Origin of the sequence: Gluconacetobacter johannae (assembly GCF_014174305.1) — a bacterium.
GTDB lineage: Bacteria > Pseudomonadota > Alphaproteobacteria > Acetobacterales > Acetobacteraceae > Gluconacetobacter > Gluconacetobacter johannae.
Window position 1 is genome coordinate 17004 of sequence record NZ_JABEQH010000009.1, and the last position, 21815, is coordinate 38818.

The window sequence follows — 21815 nt, forward strand, 5'->3', positions numbered from 1 at the left end:
TCCGATCGCATGCCCGGTGTCCAGAACGCCACTCTCTGCCAATGTTGGGTGCCATCGGCGCCCCGTCAGCCTTCCGATGCGGTGCAGCCAACGCCGCCGCCATGCGTGAATTTTCATTCCGAAACCGTGAAGGGAATCCGATGTGATGACACGACAGGCGTTCCATACCCTGGATGGGCTACGCGGCCTGGCCGCGATTGCGGTCGTCCTGATCCATATGGGAATGATCTTCCCGCTGGTCTGGTACCCCGCCGGGGCCTATCTCGCGGTGGACCTGTTTTTCGGCCTCAGTGGTTTCGTGATGGCCGAGGCTTATTCGGCGCGGCTGGACGCGGGGATGCCGGTGTCTGACTTCATGCGAAAGCGTGTGCTGCGCCTGTGGCCGCTTTACGCGCTCGGCCTGACGATCGGCGCCGCGACGACGGCGTCACGGGTAATCATCCATTATTCCCCGCCCTCGGACCTGACACCTTATCCCCTGGCATTGCTGTACATTCCGTGGAGCGGGCCGAAGGGCGAACTTTATCCGCTCAACCTCCCCGCCTGGTCACTTTTCTATGAACTGGCGGTCAATATGGTCATGGCGGTCGGCTGGCGCAGGCTGACCAATCGGGCGCTCATCGTCCTGGTGGCTCTCTCCGCGCTGGGCCTGGTCGCCTCGGCCTTCGCCACCGGGTCTCTGAACAGCGGGTTGTCGTGGGTGGGCGCGCCGGTCGCCCTGTCCCGTGTCACCTTCTCGTTCTTTCTGGGCATCCTGCTGTGGCGCGTCAGGCGGGGGTCATCGAAGATCGGCGCGCCGATACCGCTGATTATCCTGGCGATCGGCCTGATGATCGACACTACCCTGCTTCCGCGCGCCGTCATCGACCTGCTGGAGGTGTTCCTGCTTTTTCCGTCGGTCATCCTGCTTGGCGCATCGACGCAGCCCACCGAAGGCGGCATAGCCCTGTTCAATGGCCTGGGGAGCATATCCTACGCCCTCTACGCGGTGCACGAGCCATTGCTCCAACTGACCAGTTCCGTCGTCCACAACGTCCTGCACGTTCCGGTAAGGGCGGTGCCGCATTGGGCGTGCATGATCCTTCTGGCCGGGCTGCTCGTGATCGCCTGGGTCCTGAATGATCTGGACGTGACGCTGCGCGGGCATCTCGATCGCCTCATCAGAGGGCTGACGCGGCGCCCGGCCCAGACCGTGACCTAGGCTCGGTACCCCACAGCCGTGGGTCAACTGCGAACGGCGACGCCTGGGGGCGCCGCATCACGGCGTCCGGTGCCCCCGATAGGCGCCGACATTGCGATTGTGCTCCGCCAGGCTGGACGCGAACATGTGGCCGCCCGCGCCGTTCGCGACGAAATACAGCGCGTCGCCGGATGCAGGATGGGCCGCCGCCTCCAGCGCCGCCCGCCCTGGCGCGCAGATCGGACCGGCGGGCAGGCCCGGCAGCGTGTAGGTGTTGTAGGGCGTGAGGGTTTCCAGATCCGTCCGCGTCAGCGCATGACCCAGCGGCCCCGCCCCCTGATTGAGCCCGTAGACCACCGTCGGATCGGATTGCAGGCGCATGCCGCGTTGCAGCCGGTTGATGAAGACCCGCGCCACCATCGGCCGTTCGGATGGGATGGCGGTTTCATGCTCCACCATCGACGCCAGGATCAGCAGCGCGCGCCGATCGGGAATCTCGGGCACGGCGTCGCGCCCGCGCCAGACCGTATCCAGCGTCGTCGCCATCGCGGCCTGCATCCGCGACAGAAGCACCGCACGCGGCGTGCCCCATTCGTAATCGTAGGTCTGCGGCAGGATGTCGCCTTCCGGCGGCACGGCGATGGATCCGGTCAGGACCGGCGCATGCTCGATGATATCGGCGACCTGCATCGCCGACAGCCCCTCGGGCACCGTGATCCGGTGCAGGACCGGCCGGCCATGGCGCAGGACGAACAGCGCGTCGCGGATCGACGCATGGGCCGGGAATTCCAGTTCGGCGGCATGCAGGACCCCGTCCTTGCGCGTCAGGCGGACCGCCACGCGGAAAACCAGGGCCACGACATCCCCGCCCTCCAGCACCCGCGCCTGCTGAAGGGTGGAAATGGTGCTGCCCAGCCCCCCGCGCGGCACGACCACCGCACGAATCGCCGGCAGAGGGCCGGGGGCGCGATACAGCCACCACCCCCATCCCGCCAGGCCGCCGGCGACAAGACCCGGCAGCACCAGCAGGGCCGCGAGCCATTTCAGCATCCTGGCCATCTAGCGGACCGTCAGCCCAGGCAAGGCCGATGGCCGGTCAGACGCGCCGCAGGATGACGCTGGCGTTGGTGCCGCCGAAGCCGAAGCTGTTCGACAGGGCGATGTCGATCTTGCGGCGCTGGGCCTCGTGCGCCACGCGGTCGATCGCGCTTTCGCGGGACGGGTTATCCAGGTTCAGCGTCGGCGGCGCGACATTGTCGCGAATGGCGAGAATCGAGAAGATCGCCTCCACCGCGCCGGCCGCGCCCAGAAGATGCCCGATGGCGGATTTGGTCGATGACATGGCCACCTTGCCGGCGGCGTCGCCGAACAGGCGCTCCACGGCTTCCAGTTCCAGGTCGTCCGCCATGGTCGAGGTCCCGTGGGCATTGACATAGCCGATGTCGGCGACGTCGATGCCGGCGCTGCGAACCGCCGCCTGCATCGCCCGGTAGGCGCCCTCATGCCCCTCGGCGGGGGCGGTGATGTGATAGGCGTCGCCGGACATGCCGTAGCCGACGACCTCGCCATAGATCTTGGCGCCGCGCGCCTTGGCGTGCTCATATTCCTCGAGCACGACGATCCCGGCCCCCTCGCCCATGACGAAGCCGTCACGGTCGCGGTCCCAGGGACGGGACGCCTTTTCCGGGGTCGCGTTGAAGGCGGTGGACAGCGCGCGCGCCGAACTGAAGCCGGCGATGCCCAGCGGGCAGACCGCGGCCTCGGCGCCGCCGGCGACCATCACGTCGGCATCGCCCAGCATAATCAGGCGCGAGGCATCGCCGATCGCATGCACGCCGGTGGCGCAGGCGGTCACGACCGAATGATTCGGCCCCTTGAATCCGTATTTGATCGAGACGTGGCCCGAAACCAGGTTAATCAGCGCCGACGGAATGAAGAACGGCGACAGGCGGCGCGCACGCCCCTCATGCACCGTGATCGACGCGTCATAGATCGTCTGCAGGCCGCCGATGCCCGACCCGATCATGACGCCGGTCCGGCAACGATCTTCCTCGGTCTGCGGCTTCCATCCGGAATCCTCGACCGCTTCGGTCGCCGCCACCAGGCCCAGATGGATGAAGCGATCCATCTTCTTCTGGTCCTTGACCGGCACCCAGTCGGACAGCGTCAGGCCGCCGGTGCCTGTCGGCCCGGCGGGAACCTCGCCCGCGACATGGGCGGGCAGGTCAGATGGATCGAACGAGGAAATCCGGCCGAAGCCGTTTTCCCCGGCCACGAGACGCGACCAATTATGTTCGAGCCCAAGCCCGAGCGGGCTGACAATGCCCATACCGGTGACAACAACGCGTCGACGTTCCGACGCCACTCCGGCAGATTGTATCAACCCGCACCGCTCCCTGATAACGAAAACCGTTTTTCCGGCAGAACCGACTTCAGGCGGCCTTCTGCTTCTCGATATAGTCGATCGCGTCCTTCACGGTGGCGATCTTCTCAGCCGCGTCTTCCGGGATCTCGACGCTGAACGCCTCTTCGAACGCCATCACCAGCTCGACCGTGTCCAGGCTGTCCGCCCCGAGATCGTCGATGAAGGAGGCTTCCGGTGTGACCTTGCTTTCCTCGACACCGAGGTGTTCGACCACGATCTTCTTAACCTTGTCGGCGATTTCGCTCATCTGTCTTCGCTTCCTGTCTGCCCCAAAGAAACGGGCGGTTCGAAATTCATTCGTCCTGTCTGACGTCCCGCAAACCGGAACCGGCGGAACACGTCCAGCCCGCTTCGGACGAAGCAGCGGGCGATTAGCATGGTTTTCAGGTCATCGCCAAGGCAGGGATCGCATTTCTGGCATAATCCCCGGCATAATCCCTGGCCCCGGCCCAGAACGAATCCGGAAAAATCGCACCGTTTTCCGTCATATCCCGGCCGGCGTCCAGAGGATTCGGCGCCTCAGGGCATCGCCATCCCGCCATTGACGTTCAGGGTCGTGCCGGTGATCCACCCCGCCTCGCCGGACACCAGATAGGTCACGGCAGCGGCGATGTCATCGGGCTGGCCCATCCGGCCCAGCGGAATGCCGGCCAGCAGCTTTTCGCGCTGGGCCTCGCCCAGCACGTCGGTCATGGCCGTCTGGATGAAGCCCGGCGCCACGACATTGACCGTCACGCCGCGCGAGCCCGCTTCCTGCGCCAGGGACTTGCTCATGCCGATCATGCCGGCCTTGGCGGCCGAATAATTGGCCTGCCCGGCGTTGCCGGTAACGCCCACGATCGACGCGATGCTGACGATCCGGCCCGAGCGGCGGCGCAGCATGCCCTTCAGGGCGGCGCGGCACAGGCGGAAGGGGGCCGCCAGATCGACCTCGATCACGCGGTTCCAGTCCTCGTCCTTCATGCGGATCGCCAGCCCGTCACGCGTCAGCCCGGCATTGTTGACCAGGATATCCAGCGGGGCGCCCGCGGCGGCCTCGGCCGCGGCGACCAGCGCGTCGGCGGCGGCCGGGTCCGACAGGTCGGCCGGGCAGACATGCACCCGCGCCCCGTCCGGCGCGATCCGCGCCGCCACGCTGTCCAGCACCGCCTGGCGCGTGCCGGACAGAACGACGGTCGCCCCCTGCCCGTGCAGGGTCCGCGCGATCGCGGCACCGATTCCCCCCGACGCGCCGGTCACCAGCGCGGTCTTGCCATCCAACCTGAACATCAGCCCGTCCTTGTTCGTCATCTCTGTCACAGCGCGGCCAGGAACGCCTCGATATCGGCAGGCGTGCCGACCGAGCGCGTCGCGACAGCGCCATCGATCCGCCGGACCAGCCCGGACAGGACCTTGCCGGCGCCCAGCTCGACGAAGCTGTCGACCCCCATGGCCACCATTGCTTCCACGCTTTCGCGCCAGCGCACGGTACCGGTCACCTGCCGCACCAGCAGGTCGCGAATCGCCTGCGGGTCGGTCACCTTCGCGGCGGACACATTGGCCACCACCGGCACCACCGGCACAGCGACCTCGGCGCGGTCCAGCGCCTCGGCCATCGCATCGGCGGCGGGCGCCATCAGCGAACAGTGAAACGGCGCCGACACCGGCAGCAGCACCGCGCGCTTCACGCCCCGCCCCTTGGCGATGCCGATCGCGCGTTCCACCGCCGCGATCCGCCCGGAAATCACGACCTGGCCGCCACCGTTGTCATTGGCGACCTCGATCGTCTCGGCCACGTCCGCCTGGCCCTCGACCCGCAGGATCGCGGCCTCGGCGCAGATCTCGCGCGCCTGGTCCAGATCCACGCCGATCAGCGCGGCCATGCCGCCCACGCCGGGGGGCACCGCCTTCTGCATCGCCTCGCCCCGCACGCGCAGCAGGCGCGCGGTCTGGGCGACACCCATCGCCCCCGCCGCCGCCAGCGCCGAATATTCGCCCAGCGAATGCCCGGCGACCAGCGCCGCCGTCCGCTTCAGCTCGAGGCCGCCTTCCCTTTCCAGCACCCGCAGCACCGCCAGCGAGACCGCCATCAGGGCCGGCTGCGTGTTCTCGGTCCGCGTCAGCTCGTCCATCGGGCCCTCGAACATCAGCGTCGACAGACGCTGGCCCAGCGCGTCGTCGACTTCCTCGAAGACTTCGCGCGCGGGGGCGAAGGCTTCGGCGAGTTCGCGCCCCATTCCGACGGACTGGCTTCCCTGGCCGGGGAATATGAAGGCGTGAACAGGCATGGCGTCCTCGTGATCCGGATATGTTTTCGTCTGGTCCGGGGACATGGCGGCAGGAGCCCGGCCCTGTCAATCGTCAGCGGCGCCCGGCCCATGCGGCAGCCGGCGCCGCGCCAGCAGCAGCGCATCCCACGGCACCGCCGGGATCTCGCGCAGGCGCCAGAACCAGCGGCGCGCCCAGCGCCGCGCGGCGGGCACACGCGCCGGCGGCACCCTTGCCACCCGCCACCCCGCCAGCCGCATCAGGATCAGGCAGCGCGGCAGATGATAGGCGCTGCTGGCCACCGCGACGCAACCGCGATGCCCCCTCTCCCGCAGCAGGACCGAACAGGCCAGGACCGACTCCAGCGTGTCCAGCGCCGTATCCTCGACCAGGATGGCCGTGTCGGGAATGCCGGCCTCACGCAGCAGGCGGGCCATGATCGCGGCCTCGGCGGGCCGCCCGTCCGGACTGCCGCCGGTCGGCACGAACACGGCCGACGGCCACGACCGCGCATAGGCCAGTGCGGCCTCGACCCGCCGGCACAGGGTCGCGGTCGGCGTGCCGTCGGGGCGGACGCGCGCCCCGAAGATCACGATCGGCCGGATCTCGGACGGCAGGCCGGACATCAGGCCGGCGCGCGCAGCAGCACCCGGTTCAGCCCGGACAACGTGTCGAACATCGTGCGCCAGACCGTGGCGAACCGCCCGGCCGACACGCCACGCGTCTCCAGGATCGCCGCCAGGTCGCCCACCGTCCGTTCCCCGTCGATCAGCGGCAGCAGGCCGCGCGCCTGCGGGGGGACAGGCACCGCGACCGACAGCGTGCCGAACGCGAAGGGCAACCGGTCGTCAGGCAGGATCTGCCGCGCCAGTTCGGCGCCCGGAATTTCCCGCATGATGGGGACGGATCGCGGATCCATCGGATCGGCAAACGACACGTCATCACTCGCCCGGCGCACATAAGCCACATGCGTCGCCATGTTGCCGGCCAGGGCCTCGGCCACCGCCGCGCGCGCACGCTCGGGCAGGTGGGCGATACGCGCCCGCAGCCTGGGGTCGGGCAGCAGCAGCGCGGGGTCGTAGCGCAACGGCTCCATCAGGCAGGTCGCGCGCAACCCGGCGCCGTCCAGCAGCGCGAACAGGCCCGGCACGTCATAGGCCCGGTCGCGCGGGTTCAGCAGCAGGTCGTACAGCCCGGCGTCGCCGCCCGTCAGATGATCGCCGAAATTGCCGTTCTGCCGCAGCCATGCCGTCTGCGGCAGATGGCGCATCACCCGCCGCGCCACATCCAGCCGCTGGGGCGGCGGCTCGTCATGCGGGGCCAGCCGGGCCAGCGCCTCCTGCAACATGTAGACGCCGGTGCGGCCGTACGGCGCATAGACCATCAGGCCCATGCCCCCGCCGGGGGCCAGCACCCCCACCAGGCCGGCCAGCGCCGCGTCGGGATCGGGCAGATGGTGCAGCACGCCGCAGCAATCGACGTAATCGAACGGTCCGGGGGCAAGGCGGCCCAGCTCGTCCAGCGATCCCTGCACGAAACGCATGTTGTCCAGGCCGCGCACCGCCGCTCGCGCCTTGACGATGGCCAGCGCCCGGGCCGAACGGTCCAGGCAGACGATTTCGCCGGGCCGGCCCGCACGCGACAGATGGGTGGCCAGCATGATGGCGCCGTCGCCGGTGCCGCACCCCGCCACCAGCGCGCGCAGGGGCTGCGACTGCGGGCGGGTGGCGCCGAACACCCAGTAGTCGATTTCCCGCAGATGGCTGGGGCTGCCGATCAGCAGCCGCCGGGCCTCGTCCGCCGGATCGCGCCCGGGATAGGGATAATGCTCGTACTGCGCCGCCAGCCCGGCGTCGCGGCTATCGTATCCGGCCGTCATGCCATCCCCGCCCCGCCGGCCACTAGCGCGGCAGCAGCTTGCCGCGCTGCCAGGCCTCGGCGGCCTCGTCCGCGCTCATGCCCTCGCACCGCATGGCGTAATCCAGCGCGCTGACCACCTTGTTGCCCAGGGTCAGTTCGTCCAGCTCGTCCAGCAGGTCGGAATCCAGTTCGTCCCGTGCCCCCGGCCGCAGCAGCATCCGGGCCTGCTGGTCATTGCCCAGCCCGCCCCTGGGGTCGTCCAGCAGGCGCAGCCGTCCGCCATGATGCAGGAAATGCGGCTGCCACAGCGGCAGGATCACAGCCTCGTCGGCCTCGATCGCGCGGACGGCGTGCTGGAACGCCTCCTCGTCGGGACGGGCCTCGATCGTGAAGCCGCATTCGGTCAGCCCATATGTCGCCACACAGTGCCGCACCCGTTCCAGCACCGAGGCCGGGGCCACGATGTTGCGGCCGACCGCGCCGTCATCGCCCGGCAGGTCGGCGATCGACGCGATGTGCCCGGCGGCCCCGACCGGCAGCCCCCAGCCGAAGGACGGCTTGTACAGCAGGCCGAAGGTTTCCATCCCCAGGGTCGAAGCCTCCCAGTCGGCATCGACGTCCGGCAGCCAGGCCGACACGAACAGGTCGATGCCGCCGGCCGCCATCCGGGCGGACAGTTCCGCCCGGCTTCCGGTGACGTACTCGACCTCCAGCTCGTAGGCTTCCAGCACACGCACCACCGCCGCCGCCGCGGCTTCGTGCTGGATGGAATCCGGATGGCCCAGCGTCACCGTCGTCATATCACTCTCCCCCGTTCTCGGGAGCGTTCCAGCAGCTAGGCTCCGTTTACGCAAGGGCCGGCAGGGCAAAAAGACCGGGCGGCAGGCTCCCGGACCAGGCCTACCAGATCTTCACCCGATCTTCCGGTTTCAGGTAGAGCGTGTCGCCCGGACGGACATTCCAGGCCCGGTACCAGGCGTCGATATTGTGCATCGGCATGTTCACCCGCGCCTGGGGCGGCGAATGCGGGTCGGTCATGATACGCTGGCGCGCGATGTCCTCGCGCAGCTTCTGCCGCCAGACCTGCGCCCAGCCCAGGAACACGCGCTGGTCGCCGGTCAGCCCACCCAGCACCGGCGACGGCTTGCCGTGCAGCGAGGCATGGTAGGCATCCAGCGCCAGGGTCAGGCCGCCCAGATCGGCGATATTCTCGCCCATCGTCAGCTTGCCGTTCACATGGACGCCCGGCAGCACCTGGAACGCGTCGTACTGCGCGCCGAAACGGGCCGCCCGTTTCAGGAACCCGGCCTCGTCATCCTTGGTCCACCACGCCTTCAGGCGGCCGAGATAATCGAATTTCCGCCCCTCGTCGTCGAAGGAATGGGTCATCTCGTGACCGATCACGCCGCCGATGGCGCCGTAGTTGATCGCCGGATCGGCCTTCGGGTTGAAGAACGGCGGCTGGAGGATCGCGGCGGGGAACACGACTTCGTTGAACAGCGGGTTGTTGTAGGCATTGACCGTCTGCGGCGTCATGTCCCACTCGTCGCGGTCCACCGGATGGCCCAGATGGCCCAGCCAGTAGCGCCATTCGAACGCCACCGCCCGTTCCGCGTTGCCGTAGGCGTCGCCCTGGCGGATCTCCAGCCCCGAATAGTCGCGCCAGCGGTTGGGATAGCCGATCTGGACGGCGAAATGGTCCAGCTTCTGGACCGCCGCGTCACGGGTCTGCGGCCCCATCCATTCGTTATGCTGCAGGCGCACGCGGAAGGCGGCCTTCAACTCATCGGTCAGGGTCCGCATCGTGTCGCGATAGGCCGGCGGGAAATAGCGCGCGACATAGACCCGGCCCAGCGCCATGCCCATCGCGCTGCCGGTGGCCGAGGCCCCGCGCTTCCACCGGACGGGAAGCTGCGGCTGGCCGGCCAGGATCCGGTCGTTGAAATCGAACGACGCATCGACGACGGCATGGGGCAGGTAGCGCGCGGCGTTGTCCACCAGATGGAAGGCCAGCCAGGCGCGCAGGGTCGCCAGATCGGTCTCGGACGCGATCCGCGCTTCACCGGCGATGGCGTCGGGCTCGCCGACGATCAGCGTGCCCGTGCGCGTGACCGGCTCGGGCAGTTCGGCGGCGGCCAGATAAGCCGTCCAGTCGAATCCCGGCGCGCGCTTCTGCAGGTCCGGCACGGTGATGGGGTTATAGACCTTGTCCGGGTCGCGCAGGTCCGCCCGCGCCCAGTGGACGCCGGCCAGCCGGGTCTCGAACGCCACGATCGCCGGCGCCATGCGCGCCGCGTCCGGCCAGTGGATCATGTCCAGGATTTTGGCCACATAGGCCTGGTAGGCGGTCTTCTTCGCCGCCATGGCGGGCTTCAGGTAGTAATCGCGGTCCGGCATGCCGATCCCGCCCTGGTCCAGGGTCAGGGCATAGGCCGTCGGATCCTTGGCGTCCGGCTGGATCCCGAAGCCGAACAGCGAATACTGGAACCCCGTCTGCGCCCGGCCCAGCAGGGTTGCGAACGCCGTGCGATCGGTCACCGCGCGTATGGCGTCCAGGCCGGCGGCCAGCGGCTTCTGGCCCAGGGCCTCGATGCCGCCTTCATCCATGAAGGTCGCGTAGAACGTGCCCAGCTTCTGCTCGATCGTCGTGGGCCGGGCGGTGGGGTGCGCGGCCAGGTCCTGCAGGATGGTCTGCACCCGCTTGCGCGACAGTTCGCTCAGGGCGTTGAACGGCCCGTAGGACGTCATGTCCGGCGGAATCACAATATCGTGGACGGCACGGCCATTGGCATAGCCGAAGAAATCATTGCCGGGGCGAATCGCCGTGTCCCGCCCGGCGACATCGAACCCCCATGCCCCATAGGTCGGCGCGTCATCGGTCGCATGCGCCGTGGCGGCGCCCGCCCCGCCGGACAGCAGCATCGCCACACCGCACAGCCACGCCGCGCGGGTCCGTCTCCCGCGCGGGCTTGCATTGAATTCCGCCATCGTGGTCCCTTCTTTACGTTCGCTCGGCCGGCGCACTCAGCACCTTCCGGCTCATTTCCGGCGACCGGCCTTGCCGGCCGGGGCATGGGCCGCCGCCGGCGACACCTCGGCGGCAACCCGGTAGTCGAACGTCATCACCCCCGCCAGATAAGGCGCCGCGAAGGCCTTGAAGGCATCGTGCGCGGGATCGAACAGGCCCGGCTGGTTCACCACCGGACGGCCGACATAATAATTACGATCCCCTTCCGAACGGAAGGTCACGAGGAAGGCGATTTCATAGCCCTCGTCCTGCCCCTCGCCACCGTTCTGCACCCCGGTTTCGATCGACACCACCAGCGGCCGGCCGTCCGGACGGCGCGAATCGGTCGCCAGTTCCAGGAATCGCCGCACGACCTCCGCCCTCTGATACGGGGTCGCGGATTTCAGGAACCGGAACAGCACCACATGCCTGACCACGCCCGGACGGAAGTCCGGGGCGGTGAAAGTCGCCGCACCGACCTGCGCCAGCACCTGCCGGGCCGCGATCGCCGCCGCGTTGGGCGGGGCGGTCCCGGCAGGGGAACTCGCGATCGGCAGGGAATAAGGATCGGCCAGCGCCGGCGCGATCGTGGCGGCGCCAGCAACGGCAAGAAACCCGAATCCGGCCATGGCCGTCCAAATCCGATCGGTCATCATGGTGTCCTTCCCTGTTCCTATTTCATGGCGATGGCGTCAGGCGACGGCCGCCTGGCGCACGAACTTCTTTCGGCGCTGACGGATCAGCAGATAGACGACCCTGCCGATCAGCGCATGGACCCAGCCATGCGGCGCAATGCCGATCGTCTTGAGGATCATGCCGGTCACCCGCGCGGTGTGTTTCGGCTGGTAGACGCCCATCGCCCGCGACATGTAGGCGGCGATGCAGCGCCCATGGTCGTAGGGCATGTCGACCGGCTCGTTGGTCGTATGGTACGCCGACGCCAGTTCGTCGTCCTCGCTTTCGGTGACACGGCCCAGCGCGATGCGCGTGCGTTCCCACACCCCCAGGCGCTCCCGCTTCAGGTAGCGGTGCATATGGTCGTAGAACAGCTTGAAATGTCGGTATTCATCGGCCGCGATCTGCTTGCAGATCGCCTTCAGCAGCGGCTCGTCCGTCGCATCGGCCAGTGCCGTATAGAAGGACGACGTCCCGGTCTCGACCATGCAGCGCGCGATCAGTTCGCCGGTGCGCGACCCGCGCACCGAACTGTCGACCTCCAGGTCCAGCCTGTAGGCCGCGCGATAGCGTTCGAACGCTTCGGGATAGTTCCAGGACGGGTCCGCCAGCATCGCCCAGCGCCCCAGCGCGTCGCCGTGCTGCACCTCCTCCACCGCCCAGTTGTCGGCGGCCGCGCGGAAGGCCGGATCGTCCGAGAACACATTGTTCAGGTAGACGGCATAATCGACGCCATTCCGCTCGACGACCGAAGCCGCCTTGACCACCGGTATGATGTCGGGGTCCACCCGCGACGGGTCGAAACTGTCCCAGTCCATCTGTTCAATGCGCCAGTGCTTCATCGTCCCCAGTTCTCTTGCGTCCGTTGCGGTCACAGGCGGCCGGACATCCTGCCATCCCCGGCCCGGATCGGGCATTACGGCCGCATATGCACGGCCTGCACAAATCCTTTTCAGCATCCGAGATGGCATAAACGGCCGCATTATGCCATGCAGGCAAACCCCGGACGGACGCGCACGCCCCCTGGCGCCCCACGGCATGACAATAACGAACGCGGACCAAACCGTATGAACATCCATGAATATCAGGCGAAAACCCTGTTACGCAGGTTCGGCATGCCCATCCCCGAGGGCCGTGTCGTCCGCTCGCCGGACGAGGCCGTGTCGGCCGCCCGCGCGATGGCCGTCCCGCTGGTCGTCGTGAAGGCGCAGATTCACGCGGGCGGCCGGGGCGCCGGCCATTTCGCCCACGACCCCGCCGGCAAGGGCGGCGTCCGCCTGGCCCGCACGCCCGACGAGGTCGAGCAGGCCGCCGGGGCCATGCTGGACCACACGCTGGTCACCCGCCAGACCGGCCCGGCCGGCCGCGTCGTGCGCCGCCTCTATATCGAGGCCGGCTGCGACATCGGGCGCGAGCTGTACCTGTCCCTGCTGGTGGACCGCGCGACGGGGCGGATCGTCATCGTGGCGTCGCAGGACGGCGGCATGGCGATCGAGGACGTGGCCGAGGCGACGCCCGAGCGAATCCTGAAGGACTCCATCGACCCGTCCGTCGGGCTGGCCGACTACCAGGCCCGCAACCTGGCGGCGCGGCTGGACCTGCACGGGCGCTCCATCCGCGCCTTCACCGCCGTGCTGCGCGCAGCCTACGACGCCTTCGTCGCGCTGGACGCCTCGGTCGTCGAGATCAACCCGCTGGTCGTGACGCCGGCGGGCGGCCTGCTGGCGCTGGACGCCAAGATGAGCTTCGACGACAACGCGCTGTTCCGCCACCCGGAACTGGAAGAACTGCGCGACGAGAACGAGGAAGACCCCCGCGAGCGCGAGGCCGCGCGCCACGGCCTGGCCTATGTCGGGCTGGACGGCACGATCGGCTGCATGGTCAACGGCGCGGGCCTGGCCATGGCCACCATGGACATCATCAAGATGGAAGGCGAGGAACCGGCCAATTTCCTCGATGTCGGCGGCGGCGCGACGCAGGAGCGCGTGGCCGCCGCCTTCCGCATCGTGCTGTCCGACCGCAAGGTCCGGGGCATCCTGGTCAATATCTTCGGCGGCATCATGCGCTGCGACATCATCGCCGAGGCCATCATCGCCGCGTCGCACGAGACCGGCCTGCATGTGCCGCTGGTCGTCCGGCTGGCCGGCACCAATGTCGAACTCGGGCAGGACATCCTGTCGAAATCGGGCCTGCGTATCATCCCGGCCGACGACCTGGCCGACGCGGCGCGCAAGATCGTCGCCGCCGTGCGCGAGGAAGGAGCCGCCTGATGTCCATCCTGGTCAACCACGCCACGAAACTCATCACCCAGGGCTTCACCGGGGCGCAGGGCACCTTCCATTCCGAACAGGCCCTGGCCTACGGCACCCGCCTGGTCGGCGGCGTCACCCCCGGCCGGGGCGGCGAGGTCCATCTGGGCCTGCCGGTGTTCGACACCGTCGCGCAGGCGCGCGAGGCCACGGGCGCCGACGCGACGGTCATCTACGTGCCGCCCGCCGGCGCCGCCGACGCCATCCTGGAGGCCATCGCGGCGGACATCCCGCTGATCGTCTGCATCACCGAGGGAATCCCGGTGCTGGACATGGTGCGCGTGCACCAGGTGCTGTCCCGGTCGAACAGCCTCCTGATCGGGCCGAACTGCCCGGGCATCATCACGCCCGACGAATGCAAGATCGGCATAATGCCCGGCGCGATCCACCGGCGCGGCCATGTCGGCATCGTCTCGCGCTCGGGCACCCTGACCTACGAGGCCGTGGCCCAGACCACCGCCGTCGGCCTGGGGCAGAGCACCTGCGTCGGCATCGGCGGCGATCCGGTCAAGGGGCTGGATTTCACCGATGTGCTGGAACGCTTCATCGCCGATCCCGATACCGATTCGATCATCATGATCGGCGAGATCGGCGGCACGTCGGAAATCGAGGCCGCCACCCTGATCCGCGACAGCGGGACGACCAAGCCCGTGGTAGGCTTCATCGCCGGCGCCACCGCCCCGCCGGGCCGACGCATGGGCCATGCGGGCGCCGTCATCACCGGCGGGCACGAGACGGCGGCGGCCAAGATCGACGCCCTGCGCGCGGCGGGCATCCATGTCTCGGCCAGCCCGGCGGCACTGGGCCGCACCCTGGCCGACGTGCTGTCCGGCCGCGCCTGACACGCGGCCGCCCCCTGTGTCCCGTCCGTCGGGGCCAGGGGGGCGGCCCGACAACGGGTGACATCCGGCCCCGTTCTGTGGCACAGCCGTGTTTCCCTATTCGCCGAGTTCGAGGAAACCTGCCCGATGCCCGATGGTGTCATCCCGGCCACATCGCCGTATCATACGGCCGCGTCGCTGCCCCAGCCGCGCACCGACTGGACCCGTGACGAGGTCGCGGCCCTGATTGCCCTGCCCTTCCCCGAACTGATGTTCCAGGCGCAAAGCGTGCACCGCGCCCGCTTCGACCCGACCGAAATCCAGATTTCCACCCTGCTGTCGATCAAGACCGGCGGCTGCCCCGAGGATTGCGCCTACTGCCCGCAGAGCGCGATGCACGAGGATGGCGGCGTGAAGGCCAGCCGCCTGATGGCGGTCGAGGCCGTGCTGAAGGAAGCGCGCGCCGCCCGCGACGCCGGCGCCGCCCGCTTCTGCATGGGGGCCGCCTGGCGCTCGCCCAAGGAACATGACCTGGACACGGTCTGCGCCATGATCGAGGGCGTGAAGGGCCTGGGCCTGGAAACCTGCGTGACGCTGGGCATGCTGGATGACCGGCAGGCCGGCCGCCTGCGCGACGCGGGGCTGGATTACTACAACCACAATCTCGACACCTCGCCCGAGCATTACGGCGCCATCATCTCCACCCGCACCTACCAGGACCGGCTGGACACGCTGGCCCATGTGCGCGACGCCGGGATCAACGTCTGCTGTGGCGGCATCGTGGGCATGGGCGAGGACGACGGCGACCGCGCCGGCCTGATCGCCAGCCTGGCCAGCCTGCCGAAACATCCCGAAAGCGTGCCGATCAACCTGCTGGTCCGCGTCGCGGGCACCCCGCTGGCCCAGGCCGAGCCGGTCGATCCGATCGACTTCGTCCGCATCATCGCCGCCGCCCGCATCACCATGCCCGCCAGCCGGGTCCGCCTGGCGGCGGGGCGCGAGGACATGACGGACGAAGCCCAGACGCTGTGCTTCCTGGCCGGCGCCAATTCGATCTTCTATGGCGAGAAGCTGCTGACCACCCCCAACCCCGAGGCCAGCCGCGACGCGCGCCTGCTGGCGCGACTGGGCATGCACACAAGCCTCAACCCGCACTAGGCAGGGCCACCGACCGGCCGGCGCGACCATTTAGGGCTTGCGTCCGGCCGCGCTCTGCCCGACATCACCCTTCATGTCGTATGCGATCAAGGAGATGTTCGCGACCCTCCAGGGCGAGGGCGCGCATGCCGGCCGTGCCGCCGTGTTCTGCCGCTTTGCCGGATGCAATCTCTGGTCGGGGCGGGAGGCCGATCGCGCTGCCGCGGTCTGTCGCTTCTGCGATACGGATTTCGTCGGCACCGACGGCGAAGGCGGTGGACGCTTCGCCAGCGCCGCCCTGCTGGCCGACGCCATCGCCGCCACCTGGCCGTCAGCCGACCGGTCGCGCGCCTTCGTCGTCTTCACGGGCGGCGAGCCGCTGCTGCAACTCGACGCCGCCCTGGTCGAGGCGGTGCATGCCCACGGGTTCGAGATCGCGATCGAGACCAACGGCACCCTGCCGGCGCCCGACGGCATCGACTGGATCTGCGTCAGCCCCAAGGCCGGCGCAAAGCTGGTGCAGCGCAGCGGCCATGAGCTGAAACTGGTCTACCCTCAGCCCGACCTGCCGCCCGAGGACATGGCCGGGCTGGATTTCGCGCAATTCTGGCTGCAGCCGATGGACGGCCCGGACCGGGTCGCCAACACGGCCGCCGCCGTCGCCTATTGCCGCGCGCACCCGCGCTGGCGCCTGTCGTTGCAGACCCACAAGCTGATCGGGATTCCCTGACATGACCGCGTCGCCTGGCATGGCCACCTCCCCGGCCGCATCCCTGGCCCCGGCCGACCCGCTACGCGAGACGGCCATCGTGCTGTTTTCCGGCGGCCAGGATTCCGCCACCTGCCTGGCCTGGGCGCTGTCGCGTTTCGGCCGGGTGGAGACGCTGGGCTTCGAGTACGGCCAGCGCCACGCCGTCGAACTGACCTGCCGGGCCAGGCTGCGCGACGGCATGGCGGCGCTGAACCCGCTGTGGGCCGAACGGCTGGGCGAGGACCACACGTTGGCGCTGGATGCGCTGGGCGCGGTGTCGGACACCGCGCTGACGCGCGATGCCGCGATCACCATGAACGAAAACGGCCTGCCCAGCACCTTCGTCCCCGGCCGCAACCTGATCTTCCTGACCTTCGCCGCCGCCCTGGCCGCCCGGCGGGGGGCACGCCACATCATCGGCGGCATGTGCGAAACCGATTATTCCGGCTACCCCGACTGCCGCGACGACACGATCAAGGCGCTTCAGGTCGCGCTGAATCTCGGCATGGCCAGCCGCTATGTCCTGCATACGCCCCTGATGTGGATCGACAAGGCCGAGACCTGGCGCATGGCCGAAGGGCTGGGCGGCGCCGGGCTGGTCGAACTCATCAACCGCGAAAGCCATAGCTGCTACCTGGGCGTGCGCGACACGCTGCATCCGTGGGGCCATGGCTGCGGCACGTGCCCGGCCTGCGACCTGCGCCGCGCGGGCTGGGAACGCTACGTCCGTGATCGCCCGGCCGGGGCGACGGCGCATGCTTGACCTGACCTTCACCCGTCGGTTCTCGATGGGCCACCGGCTGATCCACGGGGCGAGCGAAAGCTGTGCCCTGCCCCACGGCCATAACGAATTCGTCACCGTCCGGCTGCGCGCCACCGCCCCGCGCCCGCTGGACGGCGCGGGCAACATGGTCGTCTCGTTCCAGCGCGCGAAGGGCCGGTGGCACCGCTTCGTCGATGACCGCCTGGACCATGCGCTGCAACTGTCCGAGGACGACCCCCTGCTAACGTGGTTCCGCGCGCACGAACCCGAACGCGCGCGCCGCATCGTCGTCACCCCCGGCGACCCCACGACCGAACTGATGGCCTGCCTGATGATGGCCAAGCTGAACGCGCTGCTGGATGCCGACGGCGGCGTGCTGCGCTGCGCCGAAATCACGTTGCAGGAAACGCCGACCAACACCGTGCACTATGCCGGCGACCCGCTGGACATGCTGCCCACGCCCCGGCCGCCCGAGCGCTGCTGGTGGCGGCGCGCGGACGACAGCATCTCGGATTCCTGACCGGGGCCGCCGCCCCGCCCACCCGACACCCCGCCCGACACAAGGACCCCGCATGACCGGCCTTGCCCGCTACCGGACCGAATGGTTCGGCAACGTGACCCGCGACATCCTGGCCGGCATGGTCGGCACCTTCGCCCTGATCCCCGAGGTCATCGCCTTTTCCTTCGTCGCCGGCGTGGACCCCGAGGTCGGGCTGTATGCCTCGTTCGTCATCAGCGTCGTCATCGCCTTTGCCGGCGGTCGCCCGGGCATGATCTCGGGGGCCGCGGGGTCGGTGGCGCTGGTTGCGGCAGCCCTGGTGCGGGCGCATGGCGTGCAATACCTGCTGGCCGCCACCCTGCTGGCCGGCGCCTTGCAGATGCTGGCCGGGGCGCTGCGGCTGCATCTGCTGATGCGCTACGTCTCGCGCTCGGTCCGGACGGGGTTCGTCAATGCGCTGGCGATCCTCATCTTTTCGGCGCAACTGCCGCACATGATGCATGTCACCTGGCATACCTATGCCGCGATCGCGCTGGGGCTTGCGATCATCTACGGCGTGCCGCGCCTGTTCAGCGCCATTCCCTCGCCCCTGATCTGCATCGTGGTCCTGACCGTCGTGGCGTCGGTCTGGCCAATGCCGCTGCACACCGTCGCCGACCTGGGCCGCCTGCCCGACAGCCTGCCGCGCCTGGTCTGGCCCCAGGTGCCGCCCACACTTGCGACCCTGGACATCATCCTGCCCTACGCGGCGGCCATGGCGATGGTCGGCCTGCTGGAATCCATGATGACCGCCAGCGTCGTCGACGACATGACCGAAACCCACAGCAGCAAGCGCACGGAATGCGTGGGGCTGGGCGTCGCCAACATCGCCGTCGGCCTGTTCGGCGGCATCGCCGGGTGCGGCATGATCGGCCAGACGGTCGGCAACCTGCGCTATGGCGGGCGCGGACGGCTGTCGACCTTCGTCGCCGGGGCGTTCCTGCTGCTGCTGATGGTGGCGTTGCGGCCGTGGGTGGCGCGGGTGCCGGTCGCGGCCCTGGTGGCCATCATGATTATGGTATCGGCCAGCACATTCTCATGGTCGTCGCTACGCGACCTGCGTACCCACCCCGCGACCGCCAGCCTGGTCATGCTGGCGACGGTGGCGGTCGTGGTCGCGACCCACGATCTGGCGGCCGGGGTGCTGGTCGGCGTGCTGCTCAGCGGCCTGTTCTTCGCGTTCAAGGTGTCGCGTATGGTGACGGTCGACAGCACGTACGACGCGGCCCGCGATAGGCGCACCTACCGCGTGGCGGGGCAGATCTTCTTCGCCTCGTCCGACCTGTTCACCGACCAGTTCGACACGCGCGACAGCGCCCGCCATGTGCAGATCGACCTGCGTCAGGCGCATTTCTGGGACATCACCGCCGTCGGCGCGCTGGAAGAGGTCGTCGCCCGCCTCGAACGGCACGGGATCGCGGTCGAACTGATCGGCCTCAACGCCGCCAGCGCCACGCTGATCGACCGCCATTCGGCGCTGGAAATCCCGGCGACCCCGTCATAGGGGGGCCTGAGGCCCTGCACCCCAATCATTTGATAACGAATGGGTTTCCAAAGGGCGACTGCCCTTTGGCGGGTTTCAGGGCAGCGCCCTGAGACGTGACGTAGACTGGACATCCGGCCCTTCGGCGAACGGATCCGGCCCCGCCGCCGGCAGGGCGCCGGCCGTCGCGGGGTTGCCCAATGCCCGCGCGCTCTGCGTGGCCCGAAGCGACAGCGCCGCCGCACCGCTGGCATCCCCGGCCAGGCCGGCAGCCCGCGCCGCGACCGTCAGCGCCCGCGCCATGCCGCGATAATCCACCATCCGCCGTCGCAGGTCGGCCGCGTGCTGCGCCAGTTGGCGCGCCTGCCCGGGATCAGCCGTCAGCAGCAGGCGGGCGCGCAGTTCATCCTCATCCGCCTGCCATTTGTCCGGAACCGGGCGCGTGTGCGCCAGACGCCCGGCGGCGGCGGACAGGGTCGCGCGGTCGCCCCGCGCATCGGCGATCAGGCCGGTCAGCAGGCTGGCCTGCTCGGCCACACCGGGGTCGGCGACATCCATCGCGCCGGCCGCCAGGGGGGCGGCCTCGGCATCGCGCGACAGGCGATGCAGCGCCGCCGCCTGCACCAGGTCCAGTTCCGCATCGCCGCCGTCCCGCCCCCGGACCGCCAGCGCCGCGCGCGTGGCCGCCACGGTGGACAGCGCGTCGGCCGGCCGGTCCTGCGCCAGTTGCACCACGGCCAGATTATATCCGGCATCCCCGATCGCCCCGGCATCGTCGCGCGCCAGCGCGCGGGTCCCGGCCTGCCGGTACTGGCCCTCGGCCACCGACAGCCGGTCCAGTTCGGCGGCCTGGCGGGCGGCATCCATCGACTGGTTCAGGGTCTCGTCCCGCGGGGCCGCCACACCCCCGCCGCCACACCCCGCAAGGACCACGGACAGCGCCGCCATCGTCAGGCGCGCCCCCCTCATGGCTGGATCCTTCCGGCCGGCAGGCGTCGCGGCGTGGGCGCCGAACCACCCCCGCCGCCCAGCAGCCACAGGCCGCGAAGCTGGTCGGCCAGCTTCTGCAGGCTGGCCGCCGTCACCTGCGCCTGCGTCAGCAGCACGGGCAGTTCGGCCGACGTTTCCTGCAGGTTGCGGGCGATTGCCGGCAGGCGCGGGCTGGCCTTGCGAAGGTCGCCGGTCGCGGCCCGGACATTGGCCATGCTGGCGTCGGCCTTGGCCATCACCGCCGACATCTGGCGTTCCACCGGCGCCAGTTGGGCGATGGCGTCGTTCAGCGCCGCGACCGTCTTTTCCGCCTGGCGGATCAGCTCGTCATTGGTCATCAGGCGGCCCACGGTGCCCTTGCCGGCATGCAGGTCGGTGATGGTGCCGTCCATTTGCGCCATCATGTGCTGCGCGCTGTCCAGCACGGGCAGGATCCGGCTGCGGATATCGGCGAAGGTCTGCGTGACCATGTCGGCCGGGTTGGGCGCGTTGTGCGCGGTAACGACGGCGTAATGCCAGTCCATCTCCTGCCCGGTGCCACGGCTGATATCGATATAGTTCGCGCCGGCCACGACGAAGCGCTTGCGAATGACGGCGGTGCTGTCGCGCCGGATATAGGTTTCGATCTCGGGGTCGATGTCGGCCACCGCGTACATGCCACCCGACGGGTTGATCCGGATACGGCGGATATTGCCGGCATGGATGCCCAGCACCTCGATATCGTCGCCGATGGACAGGCCGCTGACCCCGACGTCGGGCAGGACGATCCGCAGCCGCCCCTCCGGCGTCAGCCAGTCCCGCAGGACGCCCGCCTCGATGATCGCGGCAAGGCAGATCAGCAACGACAGCAGCACGAGCACCCCGACCCATTCGTCGGCATAGCGCACCCGCACGAGTTGCCGTGCCAGGTCGGTTTTCTGATCCTGGGCCATCATACCCCCCGCATGACGAAAAGGCCTTCGTCGAGAAGGCGCAGATGGACATTCACCGCCTTGCGGTATTCGTGCCAGACCGCGGCATTCCGCGCGAACCACACCACCGCCGCCCCCCGATCCCGCGCGGCCGTCACGGCCTCGAGGAACGGCAGCATCGCATCCGGCGGCAGGGTGTCGGACACATCTTCCAGCAGCAGCAGGTCCGGCCGGCCCAGAAAGGCGCGGACGCAGGCGGCGCGCGCCAGGTCGGCGGCGGACAGGCGCCCCGGTGGCGAGACCGGCAGGCCGGGGAAGCCGAAGGCCTGGCCCAGCGCCATGGCGGCATCGATGACCTCGTCGGTCGGCCGCGTGGTGTGATGCAGTTGCGGCAGCATGATGTTGAGATGCGTGCCGAACAGATCCACCCACGCGCCCTGCCGGGCGATCCGCCCGACGCGCCCCCGCAGGGCGTTCAATTGCCGGTCCCCCAGATCCTGCCAGTCCAGCCCCATGAAACGCACCGACCCGGCGGCCAGCGGCACCATGCCGCAGCACAGGTCGGCAAACAGCGTTGCCCGGCGCGGGTCGCGGCATTCGATGACGGCGGAATCGCCGGGCATCAGCCGCAGGTCGAAGGGCACTGGCGTCAGGCCGCTCTCGTCGAACGACGGCAGGGCCGCGCGAAGCTCCAGCATCGGGCCGCTCGCCACCATCG

General features: G+C 69.2%; 22 protein-coding genes. 8 read left to right on the forward strand and 14 right to left on the reverse strand.

Features of this window, described 5'->3' with window-relative positions; translation table 11 throughout:
• The first annotated feature begins 145 nt into the window (after nt 1–145).
• Nucleotides 146–1201, forward strand: a complete 1056-nt coding sequence (locus tag HLH21_RS07840) for an acyltransferase family protein (RefSeq protein WP_182943037.1) — start codon at nt 146–148, stop codon at nt 1199–1201.
• A 57-nt stretch (nt 1202–1258) separates the two neighbouring features.
• Here HLH21_RS07840 and mltG read toward each other — a convergent pair whose 3' ends face one another.
• From mltG to HLH21_RS07895, 11 genes are all read right to left on the reverse strand, one after another.
• The gene (gene mltG, locus HLH21_RS07845) at nt 1259–2239 is read right to left on the reverse strand and encodes an endolytic transglycosylase MltG (RefSeq protein ID WP_182943039.1); all 981 of its coding nucleotides are present in this window, start codon (nt 2237–2239) and stop codon (nt 1259–1261) included.
• A 37-nt stretch (nt 2240–2276) separates the two neighbouring features.
• The gene (gene fabF / locus HLH21_RS07850) at nt 2277–3563 is read right to left on the reverse strand and encodes a beta-ketoacyl-ACP synthase II (RefSeq protein WP_182943041.1); all 1287 of its coding nucleotides are present in this window, start codon (nt 3561–3563) and stop codon (nt 2277–2279) included.
• Between the two features lie 49 nt (nt 3564–3612).
• Nucleotides 3613–3852 (reverse strand): acyl carrier protein, encoded by a 240-nt coding sequence (locus tag HLH21_RS07855; protein ID WP_012227163.1) that lies wholly within the window; start codon nt 3850–3852, stop codon nt 3613–3615.
• A 272-nt stretch (nt 3853–4124) separates the two neighbouring features.
• Entirely contained in the window at nt 4125–4874 is a 750-nt protein-coding gene (gene fabG, locus HLH21_RS07860; protein WP_182943043.1) for a 3-oxoacyl-[acyl-carrier-protein] reductase, read from the reverse strand.
• A gap of 26 nt (nt 4875–4900) precedes the next feature.
• Nucleotides 4901–5872, reverse strand: coding sequence for an ACP S-malonyltransferase (gene fabD / locus HLH21_RS07865; protein ID WP_182943045.1), 972 nt, complete (start codon nt 5870–5872; stop codon nt 4901–4903).
• A 66-nt stretch (nt 5873–5938) separates the two neighbouring features.
• On the reverse strand, nt 5939–6478 hold the full coding sequence (locus HLH21_RS07870; RefSeq protein ID WP_182943047.1) for a YdcF family protein: 540 nt from the start codon (nt 6476–6478) through the stop codon (nt 5939–5941).
• The gene (locus tag HLH21_RS07875) at nt 6478–7731 is read right to left on the reverse strand and encodes a class I SAM-dependent methyltransferase (protein ID WP_182943049.1); all 1254 of its coding nucleotides are present in this window, start codon (nt 7729–7731) and stop codon (nt 6478–6480) included. The genes HLH21_RS07870 and HLH21_RS07875 overlap by 1 nt, the downstream gene beginning before the upstream one ends.
• A 22-nt stretch (nt 7732–7753) precedes the next feature.
• The gene (locus HLH21_RS07880) at nt 7754–8512 is read right to left on the reverse strand and encodes a glycine betaine ABC transporter substrate-binding protein (RefSeq protein ID WP_182943051.1); all 759 of its coding nucleotides are present in this window, start codon (nt 8510–8512) and stop codon (nt 7754–7756) included.
• A 100-nt stretch (nt 8513–8612) separates the two neighbouring features.
• Entirely contained in the window at nt 8613–10700 is a 2088-nt protein-coding gene (locus HLH21_RS07885) for a M13 family metallopeptidase (RefSeq protein WP_182943053.1), read from the reverse strand.
• A 51-nt stretch (nt 10701–10751) separates the two neighbouring features.
• Nucleotides 10752–11372 carry a Dabb family protein gene (locus HLH21_RS07890; protein WP_246379409.1) on the reverse strand — a complete coding sequence of 207 codons (621 nt, stop codon included), beginning with the start codon at nt 11370–11372 and terminating at the stop codon, nt 10752–10754.
• Nucleotides 11373–11411: 39 nt separating this feature from the next.
• Nucleotides 11412–12236: an acyl-ACP desaturase gene (locus HLH21_RS07895; protein WP_182943260.1), complete on the reverse strand. Its 825-nt coding sequence runs from the start codon at nt 12234–12236 to the stop codon at nt 11412–11414.
• A gap of 225 nt (nt 12237–12461) precedes the next feature.
• Here HLH21_RS07895 and sucC point away from each other — a divergent pair, with 225 nt between their 5' ends.
• The 7 genes from sucC to HLH21_RS07930 all read left to right on the forward strand — a co-directional run bounded on the left by sucC (nt 12462) and on the right by HLH21_RS07930 (nt 19217).
• On the forward strand, nt 12462–13664 hold the full coding sequence (gene sucC / locus HLH21_RS07900) for an ADP-forming succinate--CoA ligase subunit beta (protein ID WP_182943055.1): 1203 nt from the start codon (nt 12462–12464) through the stop codon (nt 13662–13664).
• A complete protein-coding gene (gene sucD / locus HLH21_RS07905) occupies nt 13664–14545 on the forward strand; it encodes a succinate--CoA ligase subunit alpha (protein ID WP_182943057.1) in 882 nt (293 codons plus the stop codon). Before sucC ends, sucD begins: the two co-directional genes overlap by 1 nt.
• Before the next feature lie 126 nt (nt 14546–14671).
• The gene (bioB, locus tag HLH21_RS07910; protein ID WP_182943059.1) at nt 14672–15682 is read left to right on the forward strand and encodes a biotin synthase BioB; all 1011 of its coding nucleotides are present in this window, start codon (nt 14672–14674) and stop codon (nt 15680–15682) included.
• A 73-nt stretch (nt 15683–15755) separates the two neighbouring features.
• A complete protein-coding gene (gene queE, locus HLH21_RS07915; protein WP_182943061.1) occupies nt 15756–16391 on the forward strand; it encodes a 7-carboxy-7-deazaguanine synthase in 636 nt (211 codons plus the stop codon).
• A gap of 19 nt (nt 16392–16410) precedes the next feature.
• On the forward strand, nt 16411–17175 hold the full coding sequence (queC, locus tag HLH21_RS07920; protein WP_182943262.1) for a 7-cyano-7-deazaguanine synthase QueC: 765 nt from the start codon (nt 16411–16413) through the stop codon (nt 17173–17175).
• Nucleotides 17168–17695 (forward strand): 6-pyruvoyl trahydropterin synthase family protein, encoded by a 528-nt coding sequence (locus tag HLH21_RS07925; protein WP_182943063.1) that lies wholly within the window; start codon nt 17168–17170, stop codon nt 17693–17695. Before queC ends, HLH21_RS07925 begins: the two co-directional genes overlap by 8 nt.
• 52 nt (nt 17696–17747) lie before the next feature.
• Nucleotides 17748–19217, forward strand: coding sequence for a SulP family inorganic anion transporter (locus HLH21_RS07930; RefSeq protein WP_182943065.1), 1470 nt, complete (start codon nt 17748–17750; stop codon nt 19215–19217).
• 75 nt (nt 19218–19292) lie between these two features.
• On the opposite strand, the gene HLH21_RS07935 is transcribed toward HLH21_RS07930, so the two are convergent.
• Genes HLH21_RS07935 through HLH21_RS07945 form a run of 3 tightly spaced genes read right to left on the reverse strand, consistent with a single transcriptional unit; the run spans nt 19293 to nt 21813 of the window.
• Nucleotides 19293–20165: a hypothetical protein gene (locus HLH21_RS07935; RefSeq protein ID WP_246379411.1), complete on the reverse strand. Its 873-nt coding sequence runs from the start codon at nt 20163–20165 to the stop codon at nt 19293–19295.
• Complete coding sequence (locus tag HLH21_RS07940) at nt 20162–21118, reverse strand: MlaD family protein (RefSeq protein ID WP_182943266.1); 957 nt, start codon at nt 21116–21118, stop codon at nt 20162–20164. The genes HLH21_RS07935 and HLH21_RS07940 overlap by 4 nt, the downstream gene beginning before the upstream one ends.
• Nucleotides 21118–21813, reverse strand: coding sequence for a P-loop NTPase family protein (locus tag HLH21_RS07945; protein ID WP_182943067.1), 696 nt, complete (start codon nt 21811–21813; stop codon nt 21118–21120). Before HLH21_RS07945 ends, HLH21_RS07940 begins: the two co-directional genes overlap by 1 nt.
• Nucleotides 21814–21815 lie beyond the last annotated feature (2 nt).